Raw genomic sequence first — 25,438 nt, 5'->3', positions numbered from 1 at the left:
CGCGTGACATCGACGTCATCAGCGTATCCAGGACGCTCCGGCAGTACGGCCCGGAGCCAGGTCTCTCCGCAGGAGCCCGTCTCTCCTTACACAATATCTTGTCGTTACGGAAATTATCAGTAGAATGTCTGTCGCGTCGGCGGGCCGCCGACCGGGACACGAAAGGTGGGCCCGCCGTGGCCGCGAAACTGCACAGCTACCTCGCCGGTGACTGGTACGAGGCACCCGACGAGGGGCGTCCCCTGCTGGACGCGGCGACCGGCACCGAGGTGGCCCGGCTCTCCCAGCACCCCGTCGACGCCGCTGCCGCGCTGCGTCACGCGCGGGAGGTGGGCGGCCCCGCCCTGCGCGAGCTGACCTTCCACCAGCGCGCCGGTCTGCTCAAGGCGCTCGGCAAGCATCTCGCCGCGCACACGGACGAGTTCCACGCACTGTCCACCCGCACCGGAGCAACCCGCCGCGACTCCGTGCTCGATGTTGACGGCGGCATCGGGGTGCTCTTCGTCTACGGCAGCAAGGGCACCAAAGAGCTGCCCGACGGGCATGTCCTGCCCGACGGCGACATGGAACCGATCGGTAAACAGGGCACCTTCGCCGTGCGTCACGTCCATGTGCCGCGGCAGGGCGCGGCCGTGCAGATCAACGCGTTCAACTTCCCCGTGTGGGGCATGCTGGAGAAGCTCGCGCCGGCTCTGCTGGCGGGCCTGCCGTCCGTGGTGAAACCCGCGGGCCAGACGGCTTACCTGACGGAGCTGGTGTTCCGCCGCATCATCGAGTCCGGCATCCTCCCCGAAGGCGCCGTCCAGCTGATCTGCGCCCCGCCGGACGGCATCCTCGACGCGCTCACGGGACAGGACGTGCTCAGCGTCACCGGCTCCGCCGCGACCGCCCGCACCCTGCGCAGCCACCCGGCCGTCGCCGGCCGCGCCGTCCGCTTCAACGCCGAAGCCGACTCCCTGAACTGCGCGATCCTGGGGCCCGACGCCACCCCCGGCACCCCCGAGTTCGACCTGTTCACGCAGACCCTGGTCACCGAGATGACGATCAAGGCCGGGCAGAAGTGCACCGCGATCCGCCGCGCTCTGGTGCCGGCCGGCCTCATCGACGCCGTACAGGAAGCGGTCTGCGCCGAACTGGCCGACCTGCGCGTCGGCAACCCCGCCGATCCCGCCGTCGCCATGGGCCCGCTGGCCGGACTCGGGCAACGGGAGGAGGTGCTGCGCGCGCTCAAGGCGCTCACGGCGGCGGCCCACGTCGTCCACGGCGACCCGGACCGGTTCGAGGTGCTGGACGGCGACCCGGAACGCGGTGCCTTCCTCCCGCCGCTGCTGCTGCGCTGCGACGACCCCGACCGGGCCGAGCCGCACGAGGTCGAGGCGTTCGGCCCCGTCAGCACCCTTCTGCCGTACGACGGAACCGCCGCCCACGCGGTCACGCTGGCCGCGCGCGGCGAGGGCAGCCTCGTCGGCTCGGTCGTCACCCACGATCCCGGCTTCGCCCGCGAGGCCGTACTCGGGGCCGCCCCCTGGCACGGCCGCCTGCTGCTCCTCGACCGCACCGACGCCGGGGAGTCCACCGGCCACGGCTCGTCGCTCCCGCACGCCGTGCACGGCGGCCCCGGCCGGGCGGGCGGCGGCGAGGAACTCGGCGGCATCCGCAGCGTGCTGCACCACATGCAGCGCACCGCCGTCCAGGGCCCGCCCGCCCTCCTCTCGACACTCACCGGGCCGCCACCCGGTCACGACCGCTGAGCCACAGGCCGAGGCGTAACACCGTGGCCGATCTCGACAAGCTCGCCCCTCGACCCTCAACTCCCTTAGGGCTCAAGCTCCTTGAGCTGTGCGTTGGTGCGCCGGGTCCGCTGGAGGCGCTCGGGAAGCGGTGTGCGGTAGTCGGGCAGAAGGCGCTGAGCGCGGAACGCGGACTTCAGGAAGAGGCGGACGACACGCTCGCGGCGGGGGCTGATCCAGCCGATCCGGTGGAGTCGGCAGACCCGCTCGCCGGCGAGGTACCGGGTCAGGTCCCTGCCGAACGCCCGCAAGGGCGCGGGGAACCAGCGCTCGGCAAAGAAGTCCATCATCGCGGTCGCCACACGATGGCCCGACTCTGTCTGTTCGTACGGACGGGACTCGAATTTCAAGGCGAACTCGGTCATCGCGTTCCAGTCCTCGGGGAACGCCTCGTCGGCCAGGGGGCCGGACTCGCGTTCCAGGAGGCGGAAGAGTGCCTGCGCCCAGCGGTGCCACGCGATCTTCATGGGTTCGCTCATCCCGGGCAGGCCCAGCGAGGTCTGCAGACGGTCGCCGAACGTGGCCAGCAGGACCAAGGGATAGATGAAGTCGTCGATGTGGTCGAAGTTGCCGGGCAGTTGTGGAGTCCTGCGGGCGACGCTCAGGTGGATGCGGTTCAGCCGTGCGGCGGCCTTGCGGCCCGCCGCGCTGGATAAGCCGTCCACCATCCAGGCCATCAGGAAGTCGTTGCCGTCCTGGAAACGCCGGTGGGGTCTCGTCTCCAGCTTCGAGGTGTGGGCCAGAGTGGCGGCCCCCATGCTCGGCTGCATCATGCGCATGGTGCCCGGATAGATCATCATCGCCAGGGCGAACCTTGGGACGCGGTGGCTGACGTAGAGCGAGATCATCCGCTCCCAATCGGTCTCCGGGTCCATTCGAGCCAGTTCGCGGTCCACCCACTTGTACCCACGGCGCAACGTCGTTCCCCCAGCCTCGTAGCCAGGCGGCTGCACCACCGTGGCTCCTGTCGGAATATGGCTGAGAGGACGCTTGGGCTTCCGCTTCCCGATGCCAGGGCTCGCCGTGATTTAGATCACGGTCAAGCCCGGGTGAGGCCCGCGGCTGGTCAGTGACCCGTCGCAGGCGGTGGCTCGGTGTCCACCGCCTGCGCGCGCACCTCCGACAGGAACCTAGGCGCTCACCGGATCACCCTCCGCCCCGGGCACGGCATCCACTGCCTCCTCCGGCGACAGGTCGCCCAAGTAGGCCGCCCGCACCGCCGGATCGGCGCGTACCTCGTCCGGCGTGCCGACGCTGATCCGGCGGCCGAAGTCGAGGACGACGACCTGGTCGCAGACGCTCATGACCATGTCGACGTCGTGCTCGACGAGCAGCACGCCCATACCCCAGTCCTCGGCGAGTCGCCGTACCAGGCGGGCCAGTTCGCGGGTCTCGTCGTCCGACAGGCCGGCCGCCGGCTCGTCGAGGAGGAGGACGGACGGTGAGGTCGCCACGGCACGGGCGATGGCCAGCAGCCGCCGCTCCCCGTACGAGAGGTCGCCCACCGAACGGTCCAGGCTGCCCTCAAGCCCGAACTCCCGCACCGCGACCAGTACTTGGGCGGGCAGAGGGCGGCTTCCGGGACGTATCAGATCCTTGAGGTACGTCCACGGGCCGGGCCGGTCGCAGGCCGCGTACAGGTTGTCCAGGACCGTCATGTCCTCGAAGAGTTCCAGTGACTGGAAGGACCGGCTCAGGCCCGCGCGGGCGCGCAGGTGCACGGAGGTGCCGGTCAGGTCCCGATCACCGAGGCGTACGGTCCCGGAGGCGGGCCGGGTGAAGCCGGTGACCGCGTCGATGGCGGAGGTCTTGCCCGCGCCGTTCGGGCCGATGAGGCCGGTGACCCGGCCGGGCTCGATGGCGAAGGAGAGGTCGTCTACGGCGACGACACCGCCGTAGCGCACGGTCAGGCCGCTGACGCGGAGGGGGAGGGGCGCCGCCCGGTGGGCGTCCGGCACGGACTCGGGAGGCGTCACCTGCGGGGCCGCCGCTCCGTCGTCGGAGCGCTTCCGGAGCAGCTTGCGCTCGACTGCCGCCGACTGCTTGCCCAGCCCTTGCCCGATGCCGTCCTGGTTGCCCACCAGGGTGAGCAGCAGAATGATCCCGCCGATCAGCGGCATCCACTCGCTCAGCCCCGGCACCACCAGATCCCCGAAACGGGCGCCGATCGTGCCCGCGGCGAACGTGGCGCCGAACAGTGGACCGACCAGGAAGCCGACGCCGCCGATGACGGCGAGGCCGAGCGCGGTGATGGAGTCGAAGCTCGCGAAGTCGCTGAAGACCACCGAGGTCGAGCGGAAGCCGGTGAGGACTCCGGCGAGCGCGGCGATCGCCGCCGACACCCCGAACGCGTACAGCTTCGTGGCGCTTACGCCGATGCCGAGTGCGGCGGCGGCCCGCTCGTTGGCGCGCACCGCGATCAGCCGGCGGCCGGTCCGACTGCGCCGGAGGTTGGCCACGACCAGAGCGGCGCCGATGAAGAGAAGCAGCACCAGGGCCGCGTACCGCTGTGGATGGTCGACGCCGGAGATGTCGATGCCGAAGAGCGTCTGCTTGCCCACCGCGATGCCGTCGCTGCCGGGGGTGGTGGCCAGGTCGGTGTTCTGGAAGACCGTCACCTCCAGCGTGGTGCCGAGTCCGAGGGTGATGATCGCGAGGTTGACACCACGGGTGCGGACCGCGGGCAGGGCGAACAGGAGGCCGATCGGTACGGTCCCCAACACGCCTGCCAGCAGGGCGAGTTCGAAGGGCCAGCCCCAGTCGGCGACCGCGTGCCCGGCGATGAAGGCGCCGGTTCCGGCGAGTGCGTACGCCGCGAGGGAGACCTGTCCGGCGTAGCCGGTGACCACCACGATCGACAGGATGATCAGAGAGAGCACCAGGGTGTTGGTGATCGCGTCGGCCCACTGTGGCGTGGACAGTGCCACCAGCAGCAGGGCGACCGCGACGGCGACCGCCAGTGCCACCGGCCGTACGCGTCCGGTGCCGAGCGCCGGCAGCCGGTCGAGGAACGTGCCGCGCAGCGGCAGTGCCCGGCCGCGGGCCACCAGGACCAGGGCGATGACGAGGAAGGGCACGGAGGCCGCGAGGCCCGTGATGTCCGTGCCGTAGCGGGTCAGTTCGGACTGCACGATGCCGATGACGAGGCCGCCCGCCAGAGTGACGGGGAACGAGGAGAACCTGCCGACCAAGGCGGCAGCCAGCGCGCTCAGCAGAAGCGTGGTCAGGCCGCTCACGGACAGGCCGATGACCGGCACGATCAGAATGCCGGTCAGCCCCGCGAGCGCCGAGCCGAGCCCCCAGTTGGCGGCGGCGATCAGATCCGAGGACCAGCCGAGTGAGGAGGCCGCGCTCTGGTTCTCGGCGACCGCCGTGGTGCCGAGCCCGAACAGGCTCCGCTTGTAGAGCAGATGCAGCGCGACGGTGATGGCGATCGCGATGGCGAGCAGCCAGATGCGGTCCTCGGACACGGTCGCCCCGGCCACTTCCACCAGGTCGGAGGGCAGTTTGCCGGGTACGAGCTGCACGCTGTCGCCGTACCGTTTGACGGCGGCGGCGGTGAGCACGATGAATACCGCCAGGGTGCCCACCAGCCGGGCCAGTGAGGAGGCCCGGCGCAGCGGGCGCATCACCAGCAGATGGGTGAGCACCCCCAGCAGCCCGGCCACCAGGACGCCGCAGCCGACGGCGGTCCAGTAGGGCACGCCGTGCTGCGTGGCGAGCTCCCATTGCACATAGGCGGCGGTCATCCCGAACGCGCCATGCGCGAAGTTCAGGACGCCGGAGCCTCTGTAGATCAGCACGATGCCTTGTGCGGTGAGCGCGTAGAGCGCACCGAGCCCGAGGCCCAGAAGCGCGAAGCGCAGGATGTCGTCCACCAGATGAACCTCCAGGGCTCCATGAGTAGCGAACGCCCGATGCTGCGGCAAGACCGTACAGCACATTTATTTAAATAATTGTGGCAAGAGTACTTCTCTAACGACACTTCCCACTCCATGCTGGTCGCGTCTTCAACGTCGCCCGTCCGGGGCGCGAGTCTTCGCGGAGGAAACATGAACAACCCACGCCGACGCAGAAGTACCGCAGCGAGCTGTCTCGCGATGACCGGAGCCCTGCTCGCCGCCGGCTGCGGCGGCGGTGCCGAGGAGGAGCCCACCGGCAGCGCGGCCGCCGCGTCCGCACTGACCGGCGCACCGGTCAAGGTGATGGTCTGGGCACCGGAGAACACCCAGGGCAGCGCACAGCCCGGCGTCCGGGTCACGGCCCAGGCGTACGAGAAGTGGATCAATGCGAACGGCGGCATCAAGGGCGGCCCGCTCAAGGTCCTCACCTGCAACGAGAAGAACGACCCCGACGAGGCCGAGAACTGCGCCCAGCAGGCGGTCAGCGAGAAAGTGGTCGCGGTGGTCGGCTCGTACAGCCTCGCCGGAGACCGCTACATGCCGATCCTCGAGAAGGCCGGCATCCCCTACATCGGCGGGACCGGAGTGTCGGCCGCGGAGTTCTCCAACCCGCTGTCCTTCCCGGTCAACGGCGGCACGCCCGTGGTCTTCGCCGCGCACGGACAACAGCTGGTGGAGGCGGGCTGCGAGAAGATCTCCGGGGTGCGCTACGACGTCGCCGCCGCCGCGATCGTCAGCCAGTTCCTCGGCCTCGGCGCGACCTCCGCAGGCGGTAAGCCGCCCAAGGACCTCAAGGTGCCGGTGACCGCCACCGACCTCGCCCCGCAGGTGGCCGCCGCGACCAGGGACAGCGACTGCGTCAGCGTCATCCTCGGCACGCACTCCGACCTGTTCGTGAAGGCGTATGTGCAGTCCGGCGCAAAGACCGAACTCGGCAGCGTCGTCGGCAACCTCACCCCCGAACTGGCCGAGACCACCGGCGGCAGCAGCAGCCCGCTGGACGGCTCCGCCATCACCGGCTACTACCCGCCCATCTCCGACCCCGCCTGGAAGGACGCCGTCTCCGCCCTCGAAGGCAAGGACGTCGACCTCTCCAACGGGGCCAACGCGACGACCTGGGTGGCGTTCAAGGTCTTCAGCGAGGCCGCCGCGAAGCTGCCGGAGATCAATTCCAAGGCCCTGGTGAAGGAGCTCAACACGTCGAAGGGCATCAACACGGGGGGATTGACTCCGCCGCTTACCTGGACGGACGCGACCGCGCTGCCCATGAAGGGGCTGAACCGCATCCACAACACCACGGCCACTGAACTGGTGCTCAAGGACGGCAAGATCGAGTGGGCCGAGTCGGGGTCGGACTTCGTCGACATGCGCAAGGCGCTGACGGCCGCGTCGTCCGGCTGAACGAAACCGCACTCCGCGAAAGCGGCACCTACGGAAGGAGAAGTCCTGTGGCCACCAGCGCACCCGACCGCACCGGCACATCGCCCGAGGCATCCGGTCAAGCCCTGATCGCGACCCGCGCCCTGTCCGCCGGGTACGGCACCCAGCCCGTCGTGCGCGACCTCGATATCGAGGTGCGGCCCGGTGAGGTCGTCGCGCTGCTCGGGCCCAACGGGGCGGGCAAGACGACGACGCTTCGGGTGCTCGCCGGCGATCTGGCGCCGATGAGCGGCGAGGTGCGCTGGCTGGGCGGTGCGGGCCGGGCGCCGCTGCACCGCCGGGCCCGGCAGGGGCTCGCCTACGTCGGTGAGCGCGCGGTCTTCACCCGGCTCGACGTCGCCGAGAACCTGCGCGTCGGCCGGGTGGAGGCGGCCCGCGCCCTGGAGCTCTTCCCCGAACTCGAGAAACGGCTCAAGACCGGGGCGGGCATGATCTCCGGCGGCGAGCAGCAGATGCTCTCCCTCGCGCGCGCCCTGTGCCGCTCGCCCCGGCTGCTCCTCGCCGACGAACTCTCGCTCGGGCTCGCCCCGTTGGTGGTCGAACGCCTGCTGCGCGCGGTGCGCGAAGCCGCCGACCGGGGCCTCGGGGCGCTGCTGGTCGAGCAGCACGTACGCAAGGTGCTGGACATCGCGGACCGGGTGTACGTGCTGCGCCGGGGCCGCATCGAGATGGCCGGCACCCCGCAGGAACTGCGCGAGAACCTGGACGCCGTCGAGTCCTCCTACCTCGCCCGGCCGGGGACTTCGGCGTCTCCGTGAGCAACACCGGGTTCTTCAGGACAGGCAGCCGACATGGGCGAGTGCCTGCCTGAGGAGGACTCCCTGCCCGCCCGGCATCTCGCTCAGGACCAGTGCCTCTGAAGCCTCCTGGGGGCTGAACCAGACCAGGTCCAGAGCGTCCTGGCGGGGACGGCAGTCGCCGGTCACCGGAACGATATAGGCGAGCGCGACCGCATGCTGGCGCGGGTCGTGGAACGGTGTGATCCCCTGCGTCGGGAAGTACTCGGCGACCGTGAAGGGCTGCAGCGAGGCCGGCACCTGGGGCAGCGCCATCGGGCCGAGGTCCTTCTCCAGGTGGCGCAGCAGGGCGTCCCGTACGCGTTCGTGGTGCAGCACGCGGCCGGAGACGAGGGTTCGGCTGACCGTTCCGTCCGGCCCGATGCGCAGCAGGAGCCCGATGCTGGTGACTTCGCCGCTGTCGTCGACTCTCACGGGTACGGCCTCGACGTACAAGATCGGCATACGGTCGCGCGCATACTCGAGTTCGTCGGGACTCAGCCAGCCGGGCGTGGTTTCGGTCATGTCAGACATTCGCTGATCATACTTTCCGCCGCTCAGCTTCCGCTCCCGCACAGTTCCGCGAAGCGCCGGACGCCGATATTGCCGCCGGAGATGATCACGCCGACGCGGGACGGGAGCCGCTCGACGCGACCGGCCAGCAGGGCGGCCAGTGGGGTGGCGCCGCTGGGCTCGACGATGATCTTCAGCCGCTCGAAGGCGAACCGCATCGCGTCTCGGATCTCGTCATCGGTCACGAGGAAGATGTCGTCGACCAGGCGCTGATTGACGGAGAACGTCAGCTCGCCGGGGGTCTCCGCCGCCTGCCCGTCGGCGATCGTGCGCGGCACCGGGATGGAGACGCGCCGGCCGGCTTCGAGGGACCGCTTCGTGTCGTCCCCGGCCTCCGGCTCGATGCCGATCATGCGGATCCCGCTGTGCAGGCCCTTGGCCGCCGTGGCGCTGCCCGCCATCAGCCCGCCCCCGCCTACCGGCGTGATCAGGGCGGCCAACTCCCCGGCCTCCTCGATCAGTTCGAGGGCCGCGGTGCCCTGCCCCGCGATCACCTGCGGATGCTCGTACGGCGGGATGAGCGCAAGGCCGCGATCGGCGGCGAGGGCCTCGCCGATGGCCGTACGGTCGCCGGTGTAGCGGTCGTACGTGACGATCTCCGCGCCGTAACCGGCGGTGGCGTCCAACTTGGACTGCGGCGTGTCCTCCGGCATGAGGATCACCGCGGTCGTGCCCAACTCCCGTGCGGCAAGCGCGACGGCCTGGGCGTGGTTGCCCGAGGAGTAGGCGGCGATGCCCTTGGCCAGCTGTTCCGGCGACAGCCGGGACGCGGTGTTGTAGGCGCCGCGGAACTTGAACGCGCCGATGCGCTGGAAGTTCTCGCACTTCAGGAAGACCTGGGCGCCGACGAGCGCGTCCAGGGTGCGCGAACGCAGTACGGGGGTCCTGTGGGCCACGCCCTTGATCTGCGCGGCGGCGTCGCGGACGTCGTCGAGGGTGACCGGGGGAGTGTGCGTCATGGCTTCGCTCCGTCGGGGTGGTGGGTGGCGCCGGGAGCTGTGCCGTCCGTCGTGGACACGGGAGGCGTCGCCCGGGCATCGGAGAGGTAGTTGTAGGCGGAGGCGCGGGAGATGCCGAGCCGGGTGGCGACCTGCTCGACCGCCCTTCGTACGGCGAAGACGCCGCGCTCGTCCAGGCTGCGGAACAACTCGAGGCGCCCTGCGCGGTCGAGTTCCGACCAGGTCTTGTTCTGCCGCAGTTGGTGGCTGTCGACGATGGCGTCCACGACGGAGCCGATGTCGTTGCCGAACGTCGTGGTCGGCACGGCGGCCGGTCCGGCGGCGACCCCCGCGAGCTCGCCGATCAGGGCGTGGGCCTGATTGACGGCGGTGATGTCGAGATTGACGCACAGGGCGCCGAAGACCGTGCCGGAGGAGTCGCGCAGGACCATCGTCGACGACTTGACGATCTTCCCCGTACGGGTGCGGGTGAGGTAGTTCAATTCGTCGCTCGCCTCGTCGCCGCGGGCGAGGATGCCCATCCCGATCTCGCTCATCGCCCCGCCGACAGCGCGCCCGGTCACCGAGCCCGCGATGGCGACCACGGATTCCTCCGGGCGCCGGAAGTCGTGCACGACCACCTCGCAAAACGAGCCGAATGTCGCCGCGATGCCGTCGATGACGGGGGTGAGCGCGGCGATGATCGCGTCCTGCTCGTCGGTGGCGGTCGCCATCGCGTACTCCAGGTTCTGGATGGAGGGGTCTATCGGGTCTGGATTTTTAGTCCAGCTCCTAGACTACACATCCAGGGACGGATTTCGTACGGTGCTCATCCGGCCGTCCCTCCCCATGTGCCGGTTGGGACCGCATCCGGAGTCCTACGGTGTGTAGTCGTGGTCCCCGTGCGGGACGGTGGACCGGAGGAGAGGGGTCGATATGACGGCGGTGTTCGTTCACGGTGTGCCCGAGACCGGTCAGTTGTGGGACCGGCTCCGTGCGCGCCTCTCGACCGACTCGATCGCCCTGGACCTGCCGGGGTTCGGCGTGCCGACGCCGAACGGTTTCGGGGCGACCATGGACGAGTACGGCCAGTGGCTGGAGCGGGCGTTGCGCGAGGTCGACGGGCCGATCGACCTGGTCGGGCACGACTGGGGTGCCCTGTTCGTGGCACGGGCCGCCGCGAACTCTGCCCTTCCCGTGCGGAGTTGGGCCATCGACGTGGCGGGGATCCTGCACCCGGACTACGTCTGGCACGAGTTCGCCCAGGTCTGGCAGACGCCGGGGGCGGGGGAGCAGTGGGCGAAGGCCTCGGTCGAGGCCGCTCCGGGAAGTCCGGAGAGTCCTGCGGCGCAGCTCAAGGGGGCCGGTGTGCCGGCCGAGGACGCCGAGGCGTTGGGTGAGCGGCTCGACGCCACCATGGCCGCGTGCATCCTTGCCCTCTATCGCTCGGCGACGCCCAACCCGTACGCCCGCTCGGCGGCAGAGTTCTCCGGGCCCGCCTCCGCGCCGGGGCTGGTGCTCCAGGCCGTACTCGACCCCTTCGACGACCTCGCGGCCTCCGACGAGACTGCCGCCCGCCTCGGGGCCCGCACCGAGCGGCTCGAGGGGGTGGGTCACTGGTGGATGCTGGAGGACCCCGACACCGCGGCCGCCGTACTGGAGCAGTTCTGGGTGGAGGCGGCTGACGGGCGGTCAGTCGAGGACATGCCGTAGATAGGCCTGCGGGTCGGTGAGATAGCGGCGCCAGTGGTCGACCAGGGCGAGTTCGTCCCACTGAACCCGGTGCATGCCGTGCTCGCCGACCTCGACGATGTCGGCACCGGGCAGCGCCGTCAGCAGCGGAGAGTGGGTGGCGCAGATGACCTGGCCACCCTGCTGCGTCAACTGGTCGATATGGCCGAGCAGTTCGAGGCAGGACGAGAACGACAGCGCCGCCTCCGGCTCGTCCATCACATACAGCCCGGGCTGCAGGAACTTCCCCCGGAACGCGGCCAGAAAGCCCTCGCCGTGGCTGACGGAATCCGGTGCGAACCCTTCCCGGCGCAGGGCGTCCATAGCCGTCTCGGCCCGCAGAAAGAACCCCTTGCGGGCGGACCAACTGCCCAGCATGCGCCGTCCGCCCGGCGCCGCGTCGAACCGGATCCGCTCACCCAGCACCGACTTGCCGCGACGGCTCGCATAACGCCAGTCGTGCGAGCCGCCCCAGGGATCCAGCCCGAAGCCCTCCGCCAAGGCCTCGACCAGTGTCGACTTGCCCGAGCCGTTCTCCCCGACCAGGAAGGTCACCGGAGCGGTGAACCGCAGCCCGTCCGCCAGTAGCCGACGAACACAGGGCACGGACCAGGGCCACTCGTCATCCTCGTACGTGGACACGTGTGCGTACGCGCGTTCGATGATCACATGCCGAGTTTCTCATGGGGCACTGACAGCGCGCTGATGCTCTGCGCCCGGCCAGGACGCGTCGAAAATTTCGCAGTAAGAAACGCGGCAACCCTTCCGCCCAGAGCGGCAACTGCCTTGCGGCAATGCACGACTTCATGTCACCAGGGCGGTTGAAGTAATGGAAGCGAAGCAGCAGAAGGCGCGGCACCGCAGGCGCAAGGTCGGTCTGTCGATCGGGATTCCGGTGGCGGTGGCCGCGGCGGCGGGCATGGCGTACGGCACGGATCTGGGTGTGTTCGGCGAGGACGCGCAGCGCAGCGCCTCGGCGGCGACCGCGACCCCGGCGTGGGCCGATGATGTCGCCGACGGCTTCGCGTCGGTCAACTCGCAGGGGCAGAACGGCACGTACGGCGGCCGGGACGGCAAGACCGTCACCGTGAAGACCCTCGCCGATCTGGAGAAGTACGCGACGGCCAAGGAGCCGTACGTCATCGTCGTGGCCGGGACGATCAACATGGATCCCAAGGGCAAGGAGATCAAGGTCGCCTCGGACAAGACGATCGTGGGGGCGGGAACCTCCGGGCAGATCGTCGGCGGCGGCTTCTTCCTGGGCCAGGGCGTGCACAACGTGATCATCCGCAACCTGACGATCCGGGACTCGTACGCCGGTGAGTGGAACGACAAGGACCATGACTTCGACGCCATCCAGATGGACGGCGCGCACCACGTCTGGATCGACCACAACGACCTGCGGCACATGGCCGACGGACTGATCGACAGCCGCAAGGACACCACCAACGTGACGGTGTCCTGGAACAAGCTGAGCGACAACAACAAGACCTTCGGCATCGGCTGGACCGAGAACACGACCGCCGATCTCACGATCCACCACAACTGGTTCCGCGAGACCGAGCAGCGCAACCCGTCCACCGACAACGTGGCCCACGCGCACCTCTACAACAACTATCTGCAGGACGTACCGAACACGGACATCACCACGTCCTACGGCAACTACGCGCGCGGCAAAACGAAGATGGTGCTGGAGAACAGCGTCTTCGAGGGGCTCAAGAACCCCGTCACCAAGGACAGCACCGCGGCGGTGGTCCAGCGCGGCAACGTGTTCACCGGCACCAGCGGCCGCAACGAGAGCGGTGGCACGGCCTTCGACCCGAAGAGCTTCTACAAGTACACACTGGACAAGGCGGCCGACGTTCCGGCGCTGCTCAAGTCCGGTGCGGGGCCCCGGACCTCGATCGGTACCACGGCGAGTGCGAATACGAAGGCGAGCACCGCCGACACCACGCTCACCGTCGCCAAGGACGGCAGCGGGCAGTACAAGAGCGTCCAGGCCGCGGTCAACGCCGTACCGGCGAACAACACTTCACGGGTCGTCATCTCCATCAAGCCCGGTACCTACCGCGAGCTGGTCAAGGTCCCGCGCGACAAGCCGCATGTGACCTTCCAGGGGACGGGAGCCAGCCGCAAGGACACCGTGATCGTCTTCAACAACGCCGCGGGGACGCCGAAGCCGGACGGTTCGGGGAACTACGGGACCAGCGGCAGTGCGACCGTCGCCGTCGAGGCCGATGACTTCCAGGCTCGTAACCTCACCATCTCCAACGACTTCGACGAGGCCAAGAACCAGAGCCTGAACGGACACCAGGCCGTCGCCCTGCGCACCGCCGCCGACAAGATCTTCCTCGACGGGGTCATCGTCACCGGCGACCAGGACACGCTGCTGCTGGACACGCAGTCCAAGGACAAGCTCGGCCGGGTCTACGTCAACAACTCGTACGTCACGGGGAACGTCGACTTCATCTTCGGCCGGGCCACGGCGGTGATCAACAAGTCGGTGATCACGCTGAAGAAGCGGTGGAACGGCGACTCGGCGGGGTACGTCACGGCGCCCAGCACGGCTGCCAACCGCAAGGGCATCCTGATCGCCAACAGCACCGTCAACGGCGATGTGTCCGCGTCCAGCTTCCACCTGGGCCGCCCCTGGCACGCGGGCGGCGACGCCGCTCTCGACCCGCAGACCACGGTCCGTAACACGTCCCTGAGCAGCGCGATCAAGTCCGCTCCGTGGACCGACATGAGCGGCTTCTCGTGGAAGGACGACCGGTTCGCCGAGTACAAGAACACCGGTCCCGGCTCCGGTTCCGCGAGTGGGGACCGGCCCCAGCTGAGCGATGCCCAGGCCGCCGACCAGGAGATCGGCGACTGGCTGGGCGACTGGAAGCCGAGCGCCTCGTAGGACAGGTGGGACAGTTTCCGGTCAGGTCCTCCGCTCGGCTCGATCCCGCTGTTCAATAGGAACTTAGGAAGTGTTCAGTGGGAACGAACGATGCCCGAGAGAGGAGCCGGCCGTGTCCCCAGTGGTCGTGCCGCCCGTCGGTGCGCGCATTCGGCAGGCGCGCACCGCGCGGGGCATGAGCCTGCGCGGTCTGGCGCGGGAGATCGGCGTGTCCGCCAGCCTGATCTCGCAGATCGAGACCGGGAAGAGCCAGCCGTCGGTCAGCACGCTGTACGCGATCACCACCGCGCTCTCCATCCCCGTCGAGTCGCTTTTCGACAGCGCCGACGGCTTCGACGGGGAGGAGACCGCGCCGCTGCCCGCTCCCGCCTCGCCCGTCGCCGGTCCGCCCGGTACCGTCCTGCACGCGCTCGCCGCCTTCGCCGCCGACCCGGGCCATCGCATCGGGCCCCTGGTCAGGGCCGAGGAACGGGAGGTGCTTGAGCTCGACTCGGGTGTCGTATGGGAGCGCCTCGGTCATGTTCCGGGCGCGGACGTCGACTTTCTACTGGTGACCTACCGGCCCGGCGGCGCCTCCTCCGGCACGGGCGGGCTGATGCGGCACCCGGGCACGGAGTACGGCTACCTGACCTCCGGCGAGCTGGTGCTCACCCTCGGCTTCGAGGAGTACACGCTCCGCCCGGGCGACGCGGTGTCCTTCGAGTCGACCACGCCGCACCGCTATCGCAACGACGGCGACGAACTGGCCGTCGGCGTCTGGTTTGTGTTCAGTATGCCTTGACACTCTCCTCGGGCGGTCGTTCACTCGAAGGGGAGGTTCGCCATGGCGATCCGCACTTTCGGCCCCAACGCCGTCGACTGGGAAGAGCGCGTCGACCTCGACCGGCTGCGCAAGGAGCGCCTCGCCCGGCTGAACGCCGCGCTGAACCGTTCCGAGCTGGGCGCCCTGCTCAGTTTCGACTTCTCCAACATCCGCTATATGTCGTCCACCCATATCGGCACCTGGGCCATGGACAAGCTGATCCGTTTCGCGCTGCTCGTCCGCGGCGGCGAACCGGTCGTCTGGGACTTCGGCTCCGCCGCCCGCCACCACCAGCTCTACAACCCCTGGCTCGACTACAGCGACGGCAAGGGCGGCCCACCCACCGGAGCCCGCGCAGGCATCTCGACCCTCCGCGGCGCCTTCCACCCGGACGCCGGGATCGCCGAGGACGTCGCCGCCAAGATCGCCCAGATGCTGCGCGAACACGGCCTGGCGGGCGAGCCGTTGGGCGTCGACCTGGCCGAGATGCCCGTACTGCACGCCCTCAAGGAGGAGGGCATCGACGTCGTCGACGGCCAGCAGGTCTTCCTGGAGGCCCGCCGCATCAAGACCGGCGACGAGATCTCCCTGCTCACCCAGGCCTGCTCGATGGTCGACGCGGCGTACGAGGAGTTGTACTGCTATCTGCGGCCGGGTGTGCGCGAGAACGAGTGCGTCGGGCTCGTCAGCAAGGTCCTCTACGACCTGGGCAGCGAGTACGTCGAAGGCGTCAACGCCATCTCGGGAGAACGCTGTTCACCCCACCCGCACGTCTACAGCGACCGACTGATCCGCCCCGGCGACCCCGCCTTCTTCGACATCCTGCACAGCCACCTCGGCTACCGGACCTGCTACTACCGCACGTTCGCCGTCGGCAGCGCCTCCGCCGCGCAGCGCGACGCGTACGTCCGCTGCCGCGCCTACATGGACGAGGCCATCGCCCTGGTCCGGCCGGGCGCCACCACCGCCGACATCGTCCAGGTCTGGCCGCGCGCCGAGGAGTTCGGCTTCCCCGACGAGACGGCCGCGTTCGCCCTGCAGTACGGGCACGGGGTGGGCCTGTCGATCTGGGAGAAGCCCATCTTCAGCCGCCTCGTCTCGCTCGACCATCCCGAAGTCCTCGAAGAGGGCATGGTGTTCGCGCTGGAGACGTACTGGCCGGCTGCCGACGGCTGGTCGGCGGCGCGGATCGAGGAGGAGGTCGTCGTCACCGCCGACGGGTGCGAGGTGATCACCAAGTTCCCGGCGGAGGAACTGCTCGTGGCGGGCCGCAAGTACTGGACGGTCGGCGGCGCGCTCAACACCCGGCGTGAGGCCCAGTCCCACCTCAACACCCCCGAGGGCAGGGGCGAGTCATGACCGCCGCGGCCACGACGAATGCGGGTCAACTCCTCGCGCTCTACGAGCAGATGGCCGTGATCCGGCGTACGGAGAAGGCCGCCCACGACCTGTTCATGGCCGGCCTCGTCAAGGGCACCACCCACCTCGCCTCCGGCCACGAGGCCATCGCGGTCGGCGCGAGCGCGGCCCTGCGGGACGACGACTACGTGTTCGCGACCTACCGCGGCCACCACCACGCACTGGCCCGCGGCGCCACCCCCGAGGAATGCCTCGCCGAACTGATGAGCCGCGCCACCGGCCTGTGCAAGGCCAAGGGCGGCTCGATGCACCTCACCAAGGCGTCGCACAACATGCTCGGCTCGTACGCCATCGTCGGCGCCCATCTGCCCATGGCGGTCGGCGCCGCCTGGTCGGCCCGGCTGCGCGGCACCGGACAGATCGCCGTGGCCTTCTTCGGCGACGGCGCGACCAACATCGGCGCCTTCCACGAGGCGCTGAACCTGGCCGCCGTATGGAAACTGCCCGTGCTCTTCGTCTGCGAGAACAACCTGTACATGGAATACACGCCGATCGCCGACGTCACCGCGGTGGCGAACCCCGCGGCGGACCGTGCGCCCGCGTACGGCATCCCCGGCGAGATCGTCGACGGCAACGACGTGGTCCTCGTCCAGGAGGCGGTGGCACGGCTGGCGGACCGGGCCCGTGCGGGAGACGGGCCCAGCCTGCTGGAGGCACAGACCTACCGGCACTTCGGCCACAGCCGCACCGACCCGGCCACCTACCGACCGGCCGAGGAGGTCGAGCGCTGGCTGAAGCACGACCCGCTGGACCTCGCCCGTGGGCGGCTCGCCGAACTGGGCGTGCCCGAGGAAGCGGTCACCGAAGCCGACGCTCGCGCAACCGGCCTCGTACAGCAGGCAGTCGATGCCGCGAAGCAGGCGCCCGCGGCCGATCCGCGGGAGGCGCTCACCGACGTATGGGCCGACGGAGGTGCGGCGTGGCGGACGTGATCACTTACCGCGAGGCGGTCGCCGAGGGCATCGCACGCGAGATGCGGCGCGATCCCACGGTCGTCTGCCTGGGGGAGGACATCGGCGCGGCGGGCGGGGTGTTCAAGACGACCGTCGGGCTGCACAAGGAGTTCGGATCCGAGCGGGTGTGGGACACGCCGATCTCCGAACAGGCCATCGTCGGGGCGGCGATGGGCGCCGCGATGACCGGGATGCGGCCCGTCGCGGAGATCATGTTCTCCGACTTCCTGGCCTGTTGCTGGGACTACCTCGCCAACGAGATACCCAAGGTGCGATACATGACGGGCGGTCAGGTCACCGTGCCGCTCGTCGTCCGCACGGCCAACGGCGGCGGTCTCGGCTTCGGCGCCCAGCACTCCCAGGCCACCGAGAACTGGGCGTTCACCGTCCCCGGACTGAAGATCGCGGCACCCGCCACGCCCGCGGACGTGATCGGCATGATGGCCGCCGCCATCCGCAGCGACGACCCAGTGGTCTTCTTCGAGCACAAGGGGCTGTTCGCGACCAAGGGGCCGCCCGCGCCACCGGACCACATCGTCGAGCTGGGACAGGCCGCCGTCGTACGCGAAGGCGCCGACGTCACGCTCGTCGCCCTCGCCTCGATGGTGCCCGTGGCGCTGACGGCCGCCGAACGGCTGGCCGAGGAGGACATCGACGCCGAGGTGATCGACCTGCGCTGCCTGGTACCGCTGGACACCCGGACAGTGCTCGGTTCCCTCGCGAAGACCTCGCGGCTCGTGACCGTCGAGGAGAACCCCTACCAGGGCGGATGGGGCGGCACTCTCGTATCGGTCGTCGCCGATGAGGGATTCGGCCTTCTCGACGCGCCCGTACGCCGGGTCGCGGCCGAGTGCGTGCCGCTGCCCTTCGCGGACGCGCTCGAAGAGCAGGTCATCCCCACCGTCGACAAGGTCGTGACGACGGTCCGGCGGCTCGCCGCGTACTGAACACACCATGGGAGGAAGGCCGATGACCAGTCGGATGCTTCTGCGCTCGGGCCACGTGATCTCGATGGACCCCGGCATCGGGGACCTGCCCGAGGGCGATGTACTGATCGAGGACGGGAAGATCACGGCGGTCGAGCCGCGGATCGACGCCGAAGTCGACGCCGAAGTCCTGGACATGACGGGCTGCATCGTCGTGCCGGGCTTCGTCGACACCCACCGCCACACCTGGGAGGCGCCCATCCGCGGCTGCGCGCCCAATGCCACGCTCGACGACTACTTCGTCGAAGTCCTCGACACCTTCGCACCCGTCTACGGCCCCGAGGACGTGTACGCGGGCAACCTCGCGGGCTCCCTTGAGTGCCTGAACGCCGGGATCACCACCCTCGTCGACTGGTCGCACATCAACAACACGCCCGAGCATCCCGACGCCGCCGTGCGGGCGCTGAGCGAGACCGGGATCCGCGCCCAGTACGCGTACGGCAGCGCCAACACCTCGCTCGCCGACTACTGGTTCGACAGCAAGATCGCCATACCGGCCGACGACGTACGACGGATGAGGGAGCGTCACTTCACCTCCGACGACGGCCTGTTGACCATGGCACTCGCCACCCGCGGCCCGGGATTCTGCATCAACGACGTCGTCGAGGCCGAGTGGCGCCTCGCACGCGAGCTGGACATCCCGATCACCGTGCACGTCGGCATGGGCCGGCTGGCCGGCCGCTTCGGGATGGTCAAGCAACTGCACGACCTCGGGCTGCTCGGCTCCGACACCACCTACATCCACTGCTGTTACTTCAGCGAGGAGGAGTGGCGGATGGTCGCCGACAGCGGCGGCACGGTCTCCATCGCGCCGCAGGTGGAGCAGCAGATGGGGCACGGCTGGCCGCCCGTGATGAAGGCGATCGAGTACGGGCTGCGGCCGAGCCTGAGCATCGACGTGGTCACCACCGTGCCCGGCGACATGTTCACCCAGATCCGCGCGGCCTTCGGTGGCGAGCGCGCCCGGGTGAACGCCGAGTGCTGGCAGGCCGACACCCCCGTCCCCGAAACGATGCTGACCGCACGTCAGATGCTGGAGATCGCCACCGTCAACGGCGCGCACGTCGCGGGACTCGAGCACCGCACCGGCTCACTGACCCCTGGCAAACGCGCCGACATCGTCGCCATCGACGCGACGGCCCTCAACATCGCACCCCTCATCGACCCGGTCGCCGCGGTGACCCTGTGCGCGGACGTGTCCAACGTCGACACGGTCATCGTCGACGGCACGGTCCGCAAACGCGACGGCAAGCTGCTCGCCGACACCGCGCGGGCGCGGCGGCTTGTCGAGGAGTCCCGCGACCGGCTGGTGGCGGCGGTCGAGGCCCGCAAGAAGCAGCAGGCGTGAGGCAGTCCGGACGGAGGGCACGGAGGAAGGGGCGGGCATGACGCACTTCGCCGTACGGCGGGCGGCGGACGCCACGTTCGCCGCCCCGACCCAACTGCCGTACAGCAGCAGCGGGTTCAGACGACGGACGGTCGTCGATGAAGCGGACGGCGCCGTGCACAGCGGCTTCGGTATCTGCGAACTGGCGCCGGACGGAGCGGTCGGCGCCCACGTGAACGCGTACGAGGAGTCCTTCCATGTGCTGTCGGGCACGGTGATCCTCGATGTGCCCGACGGCTCGTACCTGCTGGAGGAAGGCGACTACGGACTGCTGCCGACGGGTGTGCCGCACGCCTGGCGCGGCGCCGGGGACACCGTCGGGCGCTGGGCGGACATGCTCGCGCCGGTGCCGAGGGCCCGCTACGGCTACGACACCCAGGCGGTGCCCGCGCTGCCGGCCCGCGAACCGGTCCGCATCGACGTACGCGACCCGCGCACCCGCTCGTTCGGCCACTTCGAGGCCGCCCAGATGGACCCCGGCAAGCAGTCCCAGGACCTCCTGGCCGTGTCGGCCAGCATGCGGACCGCGCTGCTCGTCTACAGCGGCATCACCGTGAAGATGATGGTGGACAGCGATCTGGGCGCGGTCGCCTCGACGATGTTCATGGTGCAGTACGCGCCTGATGGCGTCGCCGGCAGCCACGACCACCCCTTCGAGGAGACGTATCTGATCGTCGAGGGCACCGTGGACGCCACCTTCGACGGCGAACGCCACCGGCTCGGCGTGGGCGACGCGGCCTGGGCGGGCGCCGGTTGCGTGCACAGCTTCGCCAACGCCGGTACGGGACCGGTGCGTTGGCTGGAGACACAGGCGCCCCAGCCGCCGTCGCGGCACTCCTACCGGTTCACCAGGGACTGGGACTACCTGCGGGAGACGTTGGGAGAGAAGCCATGAGTAGCGTGGTCGTCATCGGCGGTACGTCCGGGATCGGCCGGGAGTTCGCCCGGCATCGCGCGGAGGGCGGTGACGAGGTCGTCCTCACCGGGCGCGACGCGGGCCGGGCCGCCACCGCCGCCAAGGAGACCGGCGCGTCCCTCGGCCTCGCCCTCGACCTGTCCCGGCCGCACGAGATCGCCGCGGCGCTGGCCGATGTCGGGCGCGTCGACCACCTCGTCCTCGTCGGGATCTCCCGTGACAGCAACAGCGTCACTGAGTACGACATCGACGCGGCCGTCCGCCTGGTCACGCTCAAGCTGGTCGGCTACACGGAGGTCGTGCACGCGCTGCGGCCGCGGCTGCACGACGACAGCGCCATCGTCCTGTTCGGCGGCCAGGCCAAGGAGCGCCCCTACCCGGGCGCGACCACGGTCGCCACCGTCAACGCGGGCGTCACCGGCCTCGTACGCACCCTCGCCACCGAACTCGCCCCGATCCGCGTCAACGCCGTGCACCCCGGGGTCGTCGGCGACAGCCCCTTCTGGTCGGGCAAACCGCTCGACGCCCTGATCGAGAGGACGCCGACGGGCCGGCTGGCCACCATGCGGGACGTGGTGGACGCCGTGGACTTCCTGCTCGGCAACCGGTCGGTCAACGGGGTCGACCTGAGCATCGACGGGGGGTGGACGCTGCGGTGACGGCGCGCGCTTGGCGGTCGTCCTCGCGTCACTGAATTCCGGTGGCACTGGTCACCATGCGTTGATGACCGGCGCGTCGGGTTCGTGCTGCCGCCAGGCCTCATTGATGCGCTCGAGCCGGGCCGCGGCGGCGATGCCGCACAGGGACGCGACCTTGCCGTCGCTGACTTCGAACCACACGGCGCCCACAACCCGGTCGTCGACCACGGCGAGGGCGGCCGGGGAGCCGTTGACCAGCGCGAGGTGGATCGCGGGGGAGCCGCCGGCCAGCCGCCGCTTCGCCGGTGTGGGCTTGAAGCCGGCCCGTACGTAGGCGGCGATGCGCTCGCGCGTGTTGTACCGCAGCAGCCGCTTGGCCAGTCCGGCGCCGTCCGAGACCATCGTCGCGTCGTCGGTGAGCAGCGCCACCAGCCGTTCGGTGCGCCCCGACGTGGCGGCGGCGAGGAACTCCTCGACGATCCGGCGCGCGGAGGCGGGGTCCACTTCGTCGCCGCGGCGGCGCTCGGCGGTGACCCGGCGTCGGGCCCGGTGAACATGCTGCTGGCTCGCGGACTCGGTGATGTCGAGGATCCCGGCGATCTCGGCATGGGAGTAGGAGAAGGCCTCGCGCAGGACGTAAGCGGCCCGCTCGACCGGCGAGAGGCGCTCCATGAGGGTCAGTACAGCCAGGGACACCGATTCGCGCTGCTCGAAGGTTTCGGCAGGGCCGAGCATCGGGTCGCCCTCGAGGAGCGGCTCGGGCAGCCAGGCACCGGCCGCGCGCTCATGGCGCGCTTGCGCCGAGCGGAGCCGGTCGAGGCAGAGATTGGTGACGACCTTGGTCAGCCAGGCCTCCGGCACGTCGATGCGTTCCCGGTCCGCGGCCTGCCAGCGCAGGAACGTGTCCTGCACGGCGTCCTCGGCGTCGGCCGCCGAGCCGAGCAGACGGTACGCGAGCGAGGCCAGCCGGCCCCGGCTGGCCTCGAACCGATCGATGGCTGCGCTGTCCATGCGGAGCAGCTTATGCGGCGATCCTCACGCCGGCCGGGTCGGGCGCGGTGGCCAGGCGGCGCCTGCGCTTCGGCATGCCGAAGGTCGGGTGGGCGATGCCCCATGCGGCCGTCTTGAGCACGCCCGACTTGAGCCGCGCGGCGGCCTTGCCGCCCAGGTACCAGGACTTCGACCGGGCTTCCCCGTCCACCATCTGGAAGATCGCGTCCCGCCGCCCGAGGCTGATGTGGTTGCCGACGTACTTCAGTTCGGCGGTCGGGACCTCGCTGCCCGTCAGGCGCGCGATGATCGCGGCGGTCGCCTGCATGTTGGTGTAGCCGGCCGAGGCGCAGGACATCGGCAGCGGCCGGCCGTTCTCGCCGATCGCGTAGGCGCTGTCACCGGCGGCGTAGACGTCCGGGTGCGAGACCGAGCGCATGGTGCGGTCGACGATGATCTGGCCCGTCTCGGCGACCTCCAGGCCGCTGGCGGCCGCGATCGGGTGCACGGTGAACCCGGCCGACCACACGGTCACGTCGGCCGGGATGGACTTGCCGCCGGCGGCGATCGCCCGTGTCGGCTCGACGGCTTCGATGTCGGTGTGCTCGTGGACGGTGACACCGAGCCGGTCGAACGCCTGGCGCAGATGGCGGCGGGCCTTCGGGGAGAGCCAGGCGCCCAGCTCCCCGCGGGCGGCGAGCGCGACCGAGAGATCGGGCCGGGACTCGGCGAACTCGGTGGCGGTCTCGATGCCGGTCAGCCCCTCACCGACGACCAGCACGGTGCCGCCCTCGCCCAGTCCGGCCAGCCGCTCGCGCAGCCGCAACGCCGAGGTCCAGCCGGTCACATCGAAGGCGTACTCGGCCACGCCGGGGACGCCGTGGTGGGCGACCGAGCTGCCGAGCGCGTACAGCAGGGTGTCGTACGTCAGCTCGCCGTCGCCGTCCTCGCCGGTCACGGCGACGGTCCTGCGCTCGGGGTCGATGCCGGTGACGCGTGCCAGGCGCAGCCGCACCCGGGTGCCCGCGAATATGTCGGCGAGCTTGCGGAACGCGAGGTCCTGGCCGATCGCCAGCTGGTGCAGCCGCATCCGCTCGACGAAGTCGGGCGCGGCGTTGACGACGGTGATCTCGGTGTCGGCGGGGGAGAGCCGGCGGGCCAGGTTTCCGGCGGCGAAGGCCCCGGCGTATCCGGCGCCGAGGACGACGATGCGGTGCTTCATGGCGTGGCTCCTGTCTCGTTGGCGTGCCCCTTGAACGAGACGGCGCCCCGATTGCTGACAGGAGCCGGATGTGACGCGGGTCACGGAGGCTTCAGCCCTCGTCCGCGCGTTCCTCCGCTTGCCGCAGAACGTCCTCCACGATCTTCTTGTCGAGTGCAGCGCGCACCAACGCGGCTGCCAGCACGGCCGGTTCGGTGTGGCCGGCGAGCTTCACCAGGTGGTCGGGTTCCTTGGGCAGGCCGAGCCGTTCCGCGCCCTGGAGCGCCTTCGCGTCGAGCCAGGGGGCGGCCTCGGGCCAGACCAGCTGCACCTCGCGCAGGAAGATGTCCACGCCGGCCGGTCCGAGAGCCGGTATCTCCCGCAGCAGAGAACGGAGTTGGTCGAGATCGCCGTCCGCCTCGTCGCGCATCCGCCGCAGATCGCCGCCCCAACGGTCCAGCAGCAGCTCGGCACCCTCACCGAGCATCGTCGCCGTGCGCTCGTCGTAGCGCCGATAGCCGCCCTCGCCCAGTGCGTCGACCCGCTGCTGCCAGCTCGCGTCGGCCATCCGGCGCGCATCGCGCATCCCCGCCTCGTACAGGGCCGCGGGTGGCCGCGAGGGCGACGGAGCCGCGGATCCGCGCGCTGAGGAGACAGGCCATGACCAGGGTGCGGTACAGCGGCTGCGGTGTGTTCCGCAGCTTGATGCCCGCCTCCTCGGCGAACGTACGGCCGTGTTCGGCGACCAGCGTCTCGATGACCCGGCTGTCCCGGTCGGCTCGTCTGGCCATGACTACGGCCTGAGCGGGTCGTGGCCGAGCGTCATCAGCCGGTGGCGGCGCTCGGTCTCCTGGGCCGAGGGGTCCGCGGCCGCGGTTTCCCCGGCCGTGGGCTCCAGCGAGGGGTCCGTCTCCGCCTCGACGGATTCCACGACCTCGTACATCACGCTGATGTCGTCCTCGGTGAGGTCCGTACGACGCTTCTGGAGGATGGCCAGGACATGCTGACCGGTGGGCGAACCCGCGTGCTCCGGCAGCGGTTCGGTCTCCTCGTCGGCGTCACTGACCTTCAGCCAGGCGGCCAGTTCCTGCGAGGTCATGTTCACCACGCGGTGGAACTCGTCCCACAGCACGTCGAGTTCGAGGGCGTCGGCCATTGCGTACTCCTTCCCTTTCGTACGCTCAATACGGTCGTACGCGATCATGCGCGTGGCCGTGGTCAGTCGCGCGGCCAGTCCTCGGCCTGGAACATCCAGCGGTGCTTCTCGAGTTCGGCCGTGAGGGAGATCAGCAGGTCCTGGGTCACGCGATCGGCTTCGTCCGTCGCGTTGATCCGCTCCCGGAGCTGCCCGATCGTCGTGTCCAGGGCCTCGATGAGCAGGCCGACGACCTCGGTGTCCTGCACCCAGCCCTCCTTCGGGCTCTGGTGGGCGCAGGTCGCGGCGATGGTCTCGGGCCGGCCGTCGGGCGGAATGCCGAGTGCCGCGGCGCGTTCGGCCACGGTGTCGGCGTACGAACGTGCCGTGGCGACGACCTCGTCGCACTGGAAGTGAATCGTGCGGAACCGGGGTCCCACGATGTTCCAGTGGACCTGCTTGCCGATGAGGGACAGCCCCAGCAGGTCCACCAGGGTGCCCTGCAGGGCGGTGGCGACCACCTGACGCGCGGGGTCGGGCAGGGTGCTCTTCACCACAGTCATGACGCGCTTCTCCTCGTGGTTTCGCGGCTTCTGGTTTCGCGGCTTGTGCCTTCCGCGCTCATGCCTTCGGGGCTGAGGTTCTCGGGACTGAAGTTTTCCGGGCTCGTACGTTGACGTCGGACAAGTCGAAGCAGCTCCGCGCGTTCCTCCTCACACGTTCCGCCCCACACACCCGAGGTCTGTCCGGTGTCGAGCGCCCAGGCCAGGCACTGGTAGGACACCGGGCAGCGGGCACAGACTTCCTTGGCGGCCTCAACTTCGTGCAGGGCCGGGCCGGTCGTGCCCACGGGGAAGAACAGTTCCGGGTCCTCATCCGCGCAGGCTGCTCTGCGCAACCACTCCATGCGGCCGCGAGTGCCCAAGGCGGATCAGCGGAAACACCCGCCGTTCGGG

22 protein-coding genes and 2 pseudogenes are annotated in these 25,438 nt (G+C 69.9%); 12 read left to right on the top strand and 12 right to left on the bottom strand.

Translation table 11 applies throughout. The features are described from left to right. Positions 1–176 precede the first annotated feature (176 nt). Complete coding sequence (gene paaZ / locus ACQEVY_RS04100; RefSeq protein WP_432944868.1) at positions 177–1,751, top strand: phenylacetic acid degradation bifunctional protein PaaZ; 1,575 nt, start codon at positions 177–179, stop codon at positions 1,749–1,751. Positions 1,752–1,816: 65 nt separating this feature from the next. Here paaZ and ACQEVY_RS04095 read toward each other — a convergent pair whose 3' ends face one another. Continuing rightward, positions 1,817–2,746: a DUF2236 domain-containing protein gene (locus ACQEVY_RS04095; RefSeq protein WP_432944866.1), complete on the bottom strand. Its 930-nt coding sequence runs from the start codon at positions 2,744–2,746 to the stop codon at positions 1,817–1,819. Positions 2,747–2,920: 174 nt separating this feature from the next. Further along, entirely contained in the window at positions 2,921–5,668 is a 2,748-nt protein-coding gene (locus ACQEVY_RS04090; protein ID WP_432944865.1) for an ABC transporter permease subunit, read from the bottom strand. Positions 5,669–5,842: 174 nt separating this feature from the next. Between ACQEVY_RS04090 and ACQEVY_RS04085 the strand changes: the two genes are divergently transcribed. Continuing rightward, positions 5,843–7,093: an ABC transporter substrate-binding protein gene (locus ACQEVY_RS04085; RefSeq protein WP_432944863.1), complete on the top strand. Its 1,251-nt coding sequence runs from the start codon at positions 5,843–5,845 to the stop codon at positions 7,091–7,093. Between the two features lie 47 nt (positions 7,094–7,140). Next, positions 7,141–7,890 carry an ABC transporter ATP-binding protein gene (locus ACQEVY_RS04080; protein ID WP_432944861.1) on the top strand — a complete coding sequence of 250 codons (750 nt, stop codon included), beginning with the start codon at positions 7,141–7,143 and terminating at the stop codon, positions 7,888–7,890. 15 nt (positions 7,891–7,905) lie between these two features. On the opposite strand, the gene ACQEVY_RS04075 is transcribed toward ACQEVY_RS04080, so the two are convergent. From ACQEVY_RS04075 to ACQEVY_RS04065, 3 genes are read right to left on the bottom strand one after another with little or no spacing between them, the layout of a single operon-like run. Continuing rightward, positions 7,906–8,433: an NUDIX hydrolase family protein gene (locus ACQEVY_RS04075; RefSeq protein ID WP_432955055.1), complete on the bottom strand. Its 528-nt coding sequence runs from the start codon at positions 8,431–8,433 to the stop codon at positions 7,906–7,908. Positions 8,434–8,465: 32 nt separating this feature from the next. Continuing rightward, positions 8,466–9,440: a pyridoxal-phosphate dependent enzyme gene (locus ACQEVY_RS04070; RefSeq protein ID WP_432944859.1), complete on the bottom strand. Its 975-nt coding sequence runs from the start codon at positions 9,438–9,440 to the stop codon at positions 8,466–8,468. Beyond that, positions 9,437–10,153: a helix-turn-helix transcriptional regulator gene (locus ACQEVY_RS04065; RefSeq protein WP_432944857.1), complete on the bottom strand. Its 717-nt coding sequence runs from the start codon at positions 10,151–10,153 to the stop codon at positions 9,437–9,439. Before ACQEVY_RS04065 ends, ACQEVY_RS04070 begins: the two co-directional genes overlap by 4 nt. Before the next feature lie 202 nt (positions 10,154–10,355). Between ACQEVY_RS04065 and ACQEVY_RS04060 the strand changes: the two genes are divergently transcribed. After that, positions 10,356–11,132 (top strand): alpha/beta fold hydrolase, encoded by a 777-nt coding sequence (locus ACQEVY_RS04060; protein WP_432944855.1) that lies wholly within the window; start codon positions 10,356–10,358, stop codon positions 11,130–11,132. Here the strand turns inward: ACQEVY_RS04060 and ACQEVY_RS04055 are convergent. After that, the gene (locus ACQEVY_RS04055) at positions 11,112–11,819 is read right to left on the bottom strand and encodes an AAA family ATPase (protein WP_432944853.1); all 708 of its coding nucleotides are present in this window, start codon (positions 11,817–11,819) and stop codon (positions 11,112–11,114) included. The genes ACQEVY_RS04060 and ACQEVY_RS04055 overlap by 21 nt on opposite strands. Before the next feature lie 160 nt (positions 11,820–11,979). Here ACQEVY_RS04055 and ACQEVY_RS04050 point away from each other — a divergent pair, with 160 nt between their 5' ends. The 8 genes from ACQEVY_RS04050 (at position 11,980) to ACQEVY_RS04015 (ending at position 21,177) form a co-directional block, all read left to right on the top strand. Continuing rightward, positions 11,980–14,055 carry a pectinesterase family protein gene (locus tag ACQEVY_RS04050; protein WP_432944851.1) on the top strand — a complete coding sequence of 692 codons (2,076 nt, stop codon included), beginning with the start codon at positions 11,980–11,982 and terminating at the stop codon, positions 14,053–14,055. 112 nt (positions 14,056–14,167) lie between these two features. Further along, positions 14,168–14,836, top strand: coding sequence for a helix-turn-helix domain-containing protein (locus tag ACQEVY_RS04045; RefSeq protein WP_432944849.1), 669 nt, complete (start codon positions 14,168–14,170; stop codon positions 14,834–14,836). Between the two features lie 42 nt (positions 14,837–14,878). Continuing rightward, positions 14,879–16,216, top strand: coding sequence for a M24 family metallopeptidase (locus tag ACQEVY_RS04040; RefSeq protein ID WP_432944847.1), 1,338 nt, complete (start codon positions 14,879–14,881; stop codon positions 16,214–16,216). Continuing rightward, positions 16,213–17,208 (top strand): thiamine pyrophosphate-dependent dehydrogenase E1 component subunit alpha, encoded by a 996-nt coding sequence (locus tag ACQEVY_RS04035; RefSeq protein WP_432944845.1) that lies wholly within the window; start codon positions 16,213–16,215, stop codon positions 17,206–17,208. The genes ACQEVY_RS04040 and ACQEVY_RS04035 overlap by 4 nt, the downstream gene beginning before the upstream one ends. Further along, complete coding sequence (locus ACQEVY_RS04030) at positions 17,196–18,176, top strand: alpha-ketoacid dehydrogenase subunit beta (protein ID WP_432944843.1); 981 nt, start codon at positions 17,196–17,198, stop codon at positions 18,174–18,176. The genes ACQEVY_RS04035 and ACQEVY_RS04030 overlap by 13 nt, the downstream gene beginning before the upstream one ends. Positions 18,177–18,198: 22 nt before the next feature. Then, on the top strand, positions 18,199–19,563 hold the full coding sequence (locus ACQEVY_RS04025; protein ID WP_432944841.1) for an amidohydrolase family protein: 1,365 nt from the start codon (positions 18,199–18,201) through the stop codon (positions 19,561–19,563). Between the two features lie 37 nt (positions 19,564–19,600). After that, positions 19,601–20,497: a cupin domain-containing protein gene (locus ACQEVY_RS04020; RefSeq protein WP_432944839.1), complete on the top strand. Its 897-nt coding sequence runs from the start codon at positions 19,601–19,603 to the stop codon at positions 20,495–20,497. Continuing rightward, entirely contained in the window at positions 20,494–21,177 is a 684-nt protein-coding gene (locus ACQEVY_RS04015) for an SDR family oxidoreductase (RefSeq protein WP_432944837.1), read from the top strand. Before ACQEVY_RS04020 ends, ACQEVY_RS04015 begins: the two co-directional genes overlap by 4 nt. Before the next feature lie 51 nt (positions 21,178–21,228). On the opposite strand, the gene ACQEVY_RS04010 is transcribed toward ACQEVY_RS04015, so the two are convergent. The 6 genes and pseudogenes from ACQEVY_RS04010 to ACQEVY_RS03985 all read right to left on the bottom strand — a co-directional run. Further along, positions 21,229–22,167, bottom strand: coding sequence for a sigma-70 family RNA polymerase sigma factor (locus ACQEVY_RS04010; RefSeq protein WP_432944835.1), 939 nt, complete (start codon positions 22,165–22,167; stop codon positions 21,229–21,231). A gap of 10 nt (positions 22,168–22,177) precedes the next feature. Next, complete coding sequence (locus ACQEVY_RS04005) at positions 22,178–23,368, bottom strand: NAD(P)/FAD-dependent oxidoreductase (RefSeq protein ID WP_432944833.1); 1,191 nt, start codon at positions 23,366–23,368, stop codon at positions 22,178–22,180. 91 nt (positions 23,369–23,459) lie between these two features. Continuing rightward, a pseudogene (locus ACQEVY_RS04000) lies at positions 23,460–24,138 on the bottom strand (endonuclease). A 2-nt stretch (positions 24,139–24,140) separates the two neighbouring features. After that, positions 24,141–24,503 carry a DUF3140 domain-containing protein gene (locus tag ACQEVY_RS03995; RefSeq protein WP_432944831.1) on the bottom strand — a complete coding sequence of 121 codons (363 nt, stop codon included), beginning with the start codon at positions 24,501–24,503 and terminating at the stop codon, positions 24,141–24,143. A 62-nt stretch (positions 24,504–24,565) separates the two neighbouring features. Continuing rightward, positions 24,566–25,045, bottom strand: a complete 480-nt coding sequence (locus ACQEVY_RS03990; RefSeq protein WP_432944829.1) for a Dps family protein — start codon at positions 25,043–25,045, stop codon at positions 24,566–24,568. 125 nt (positions 25,046–25,170) lie between these two features. Then, positions 25,171–25,389, bottom strand: a pseudogene (locus ACQEVY_RS03985) (WhiB family transcriptional regulator); the annotation flags it as partial. Positions 25,390–25,438 lie beyond the last annotated feature (49 nt).

Source organism: Streptomyces sp. CA-288835 (assembly GCF_050936385.1).
Lineage (GTDB): Bacteria > Actinomycetota > Actinomycetes > Streptomycetales > Streptomycetaceae > Streptomyces.
This window is presented reverse-complemented; position numbering and strand designations above follow the sequence as displayed.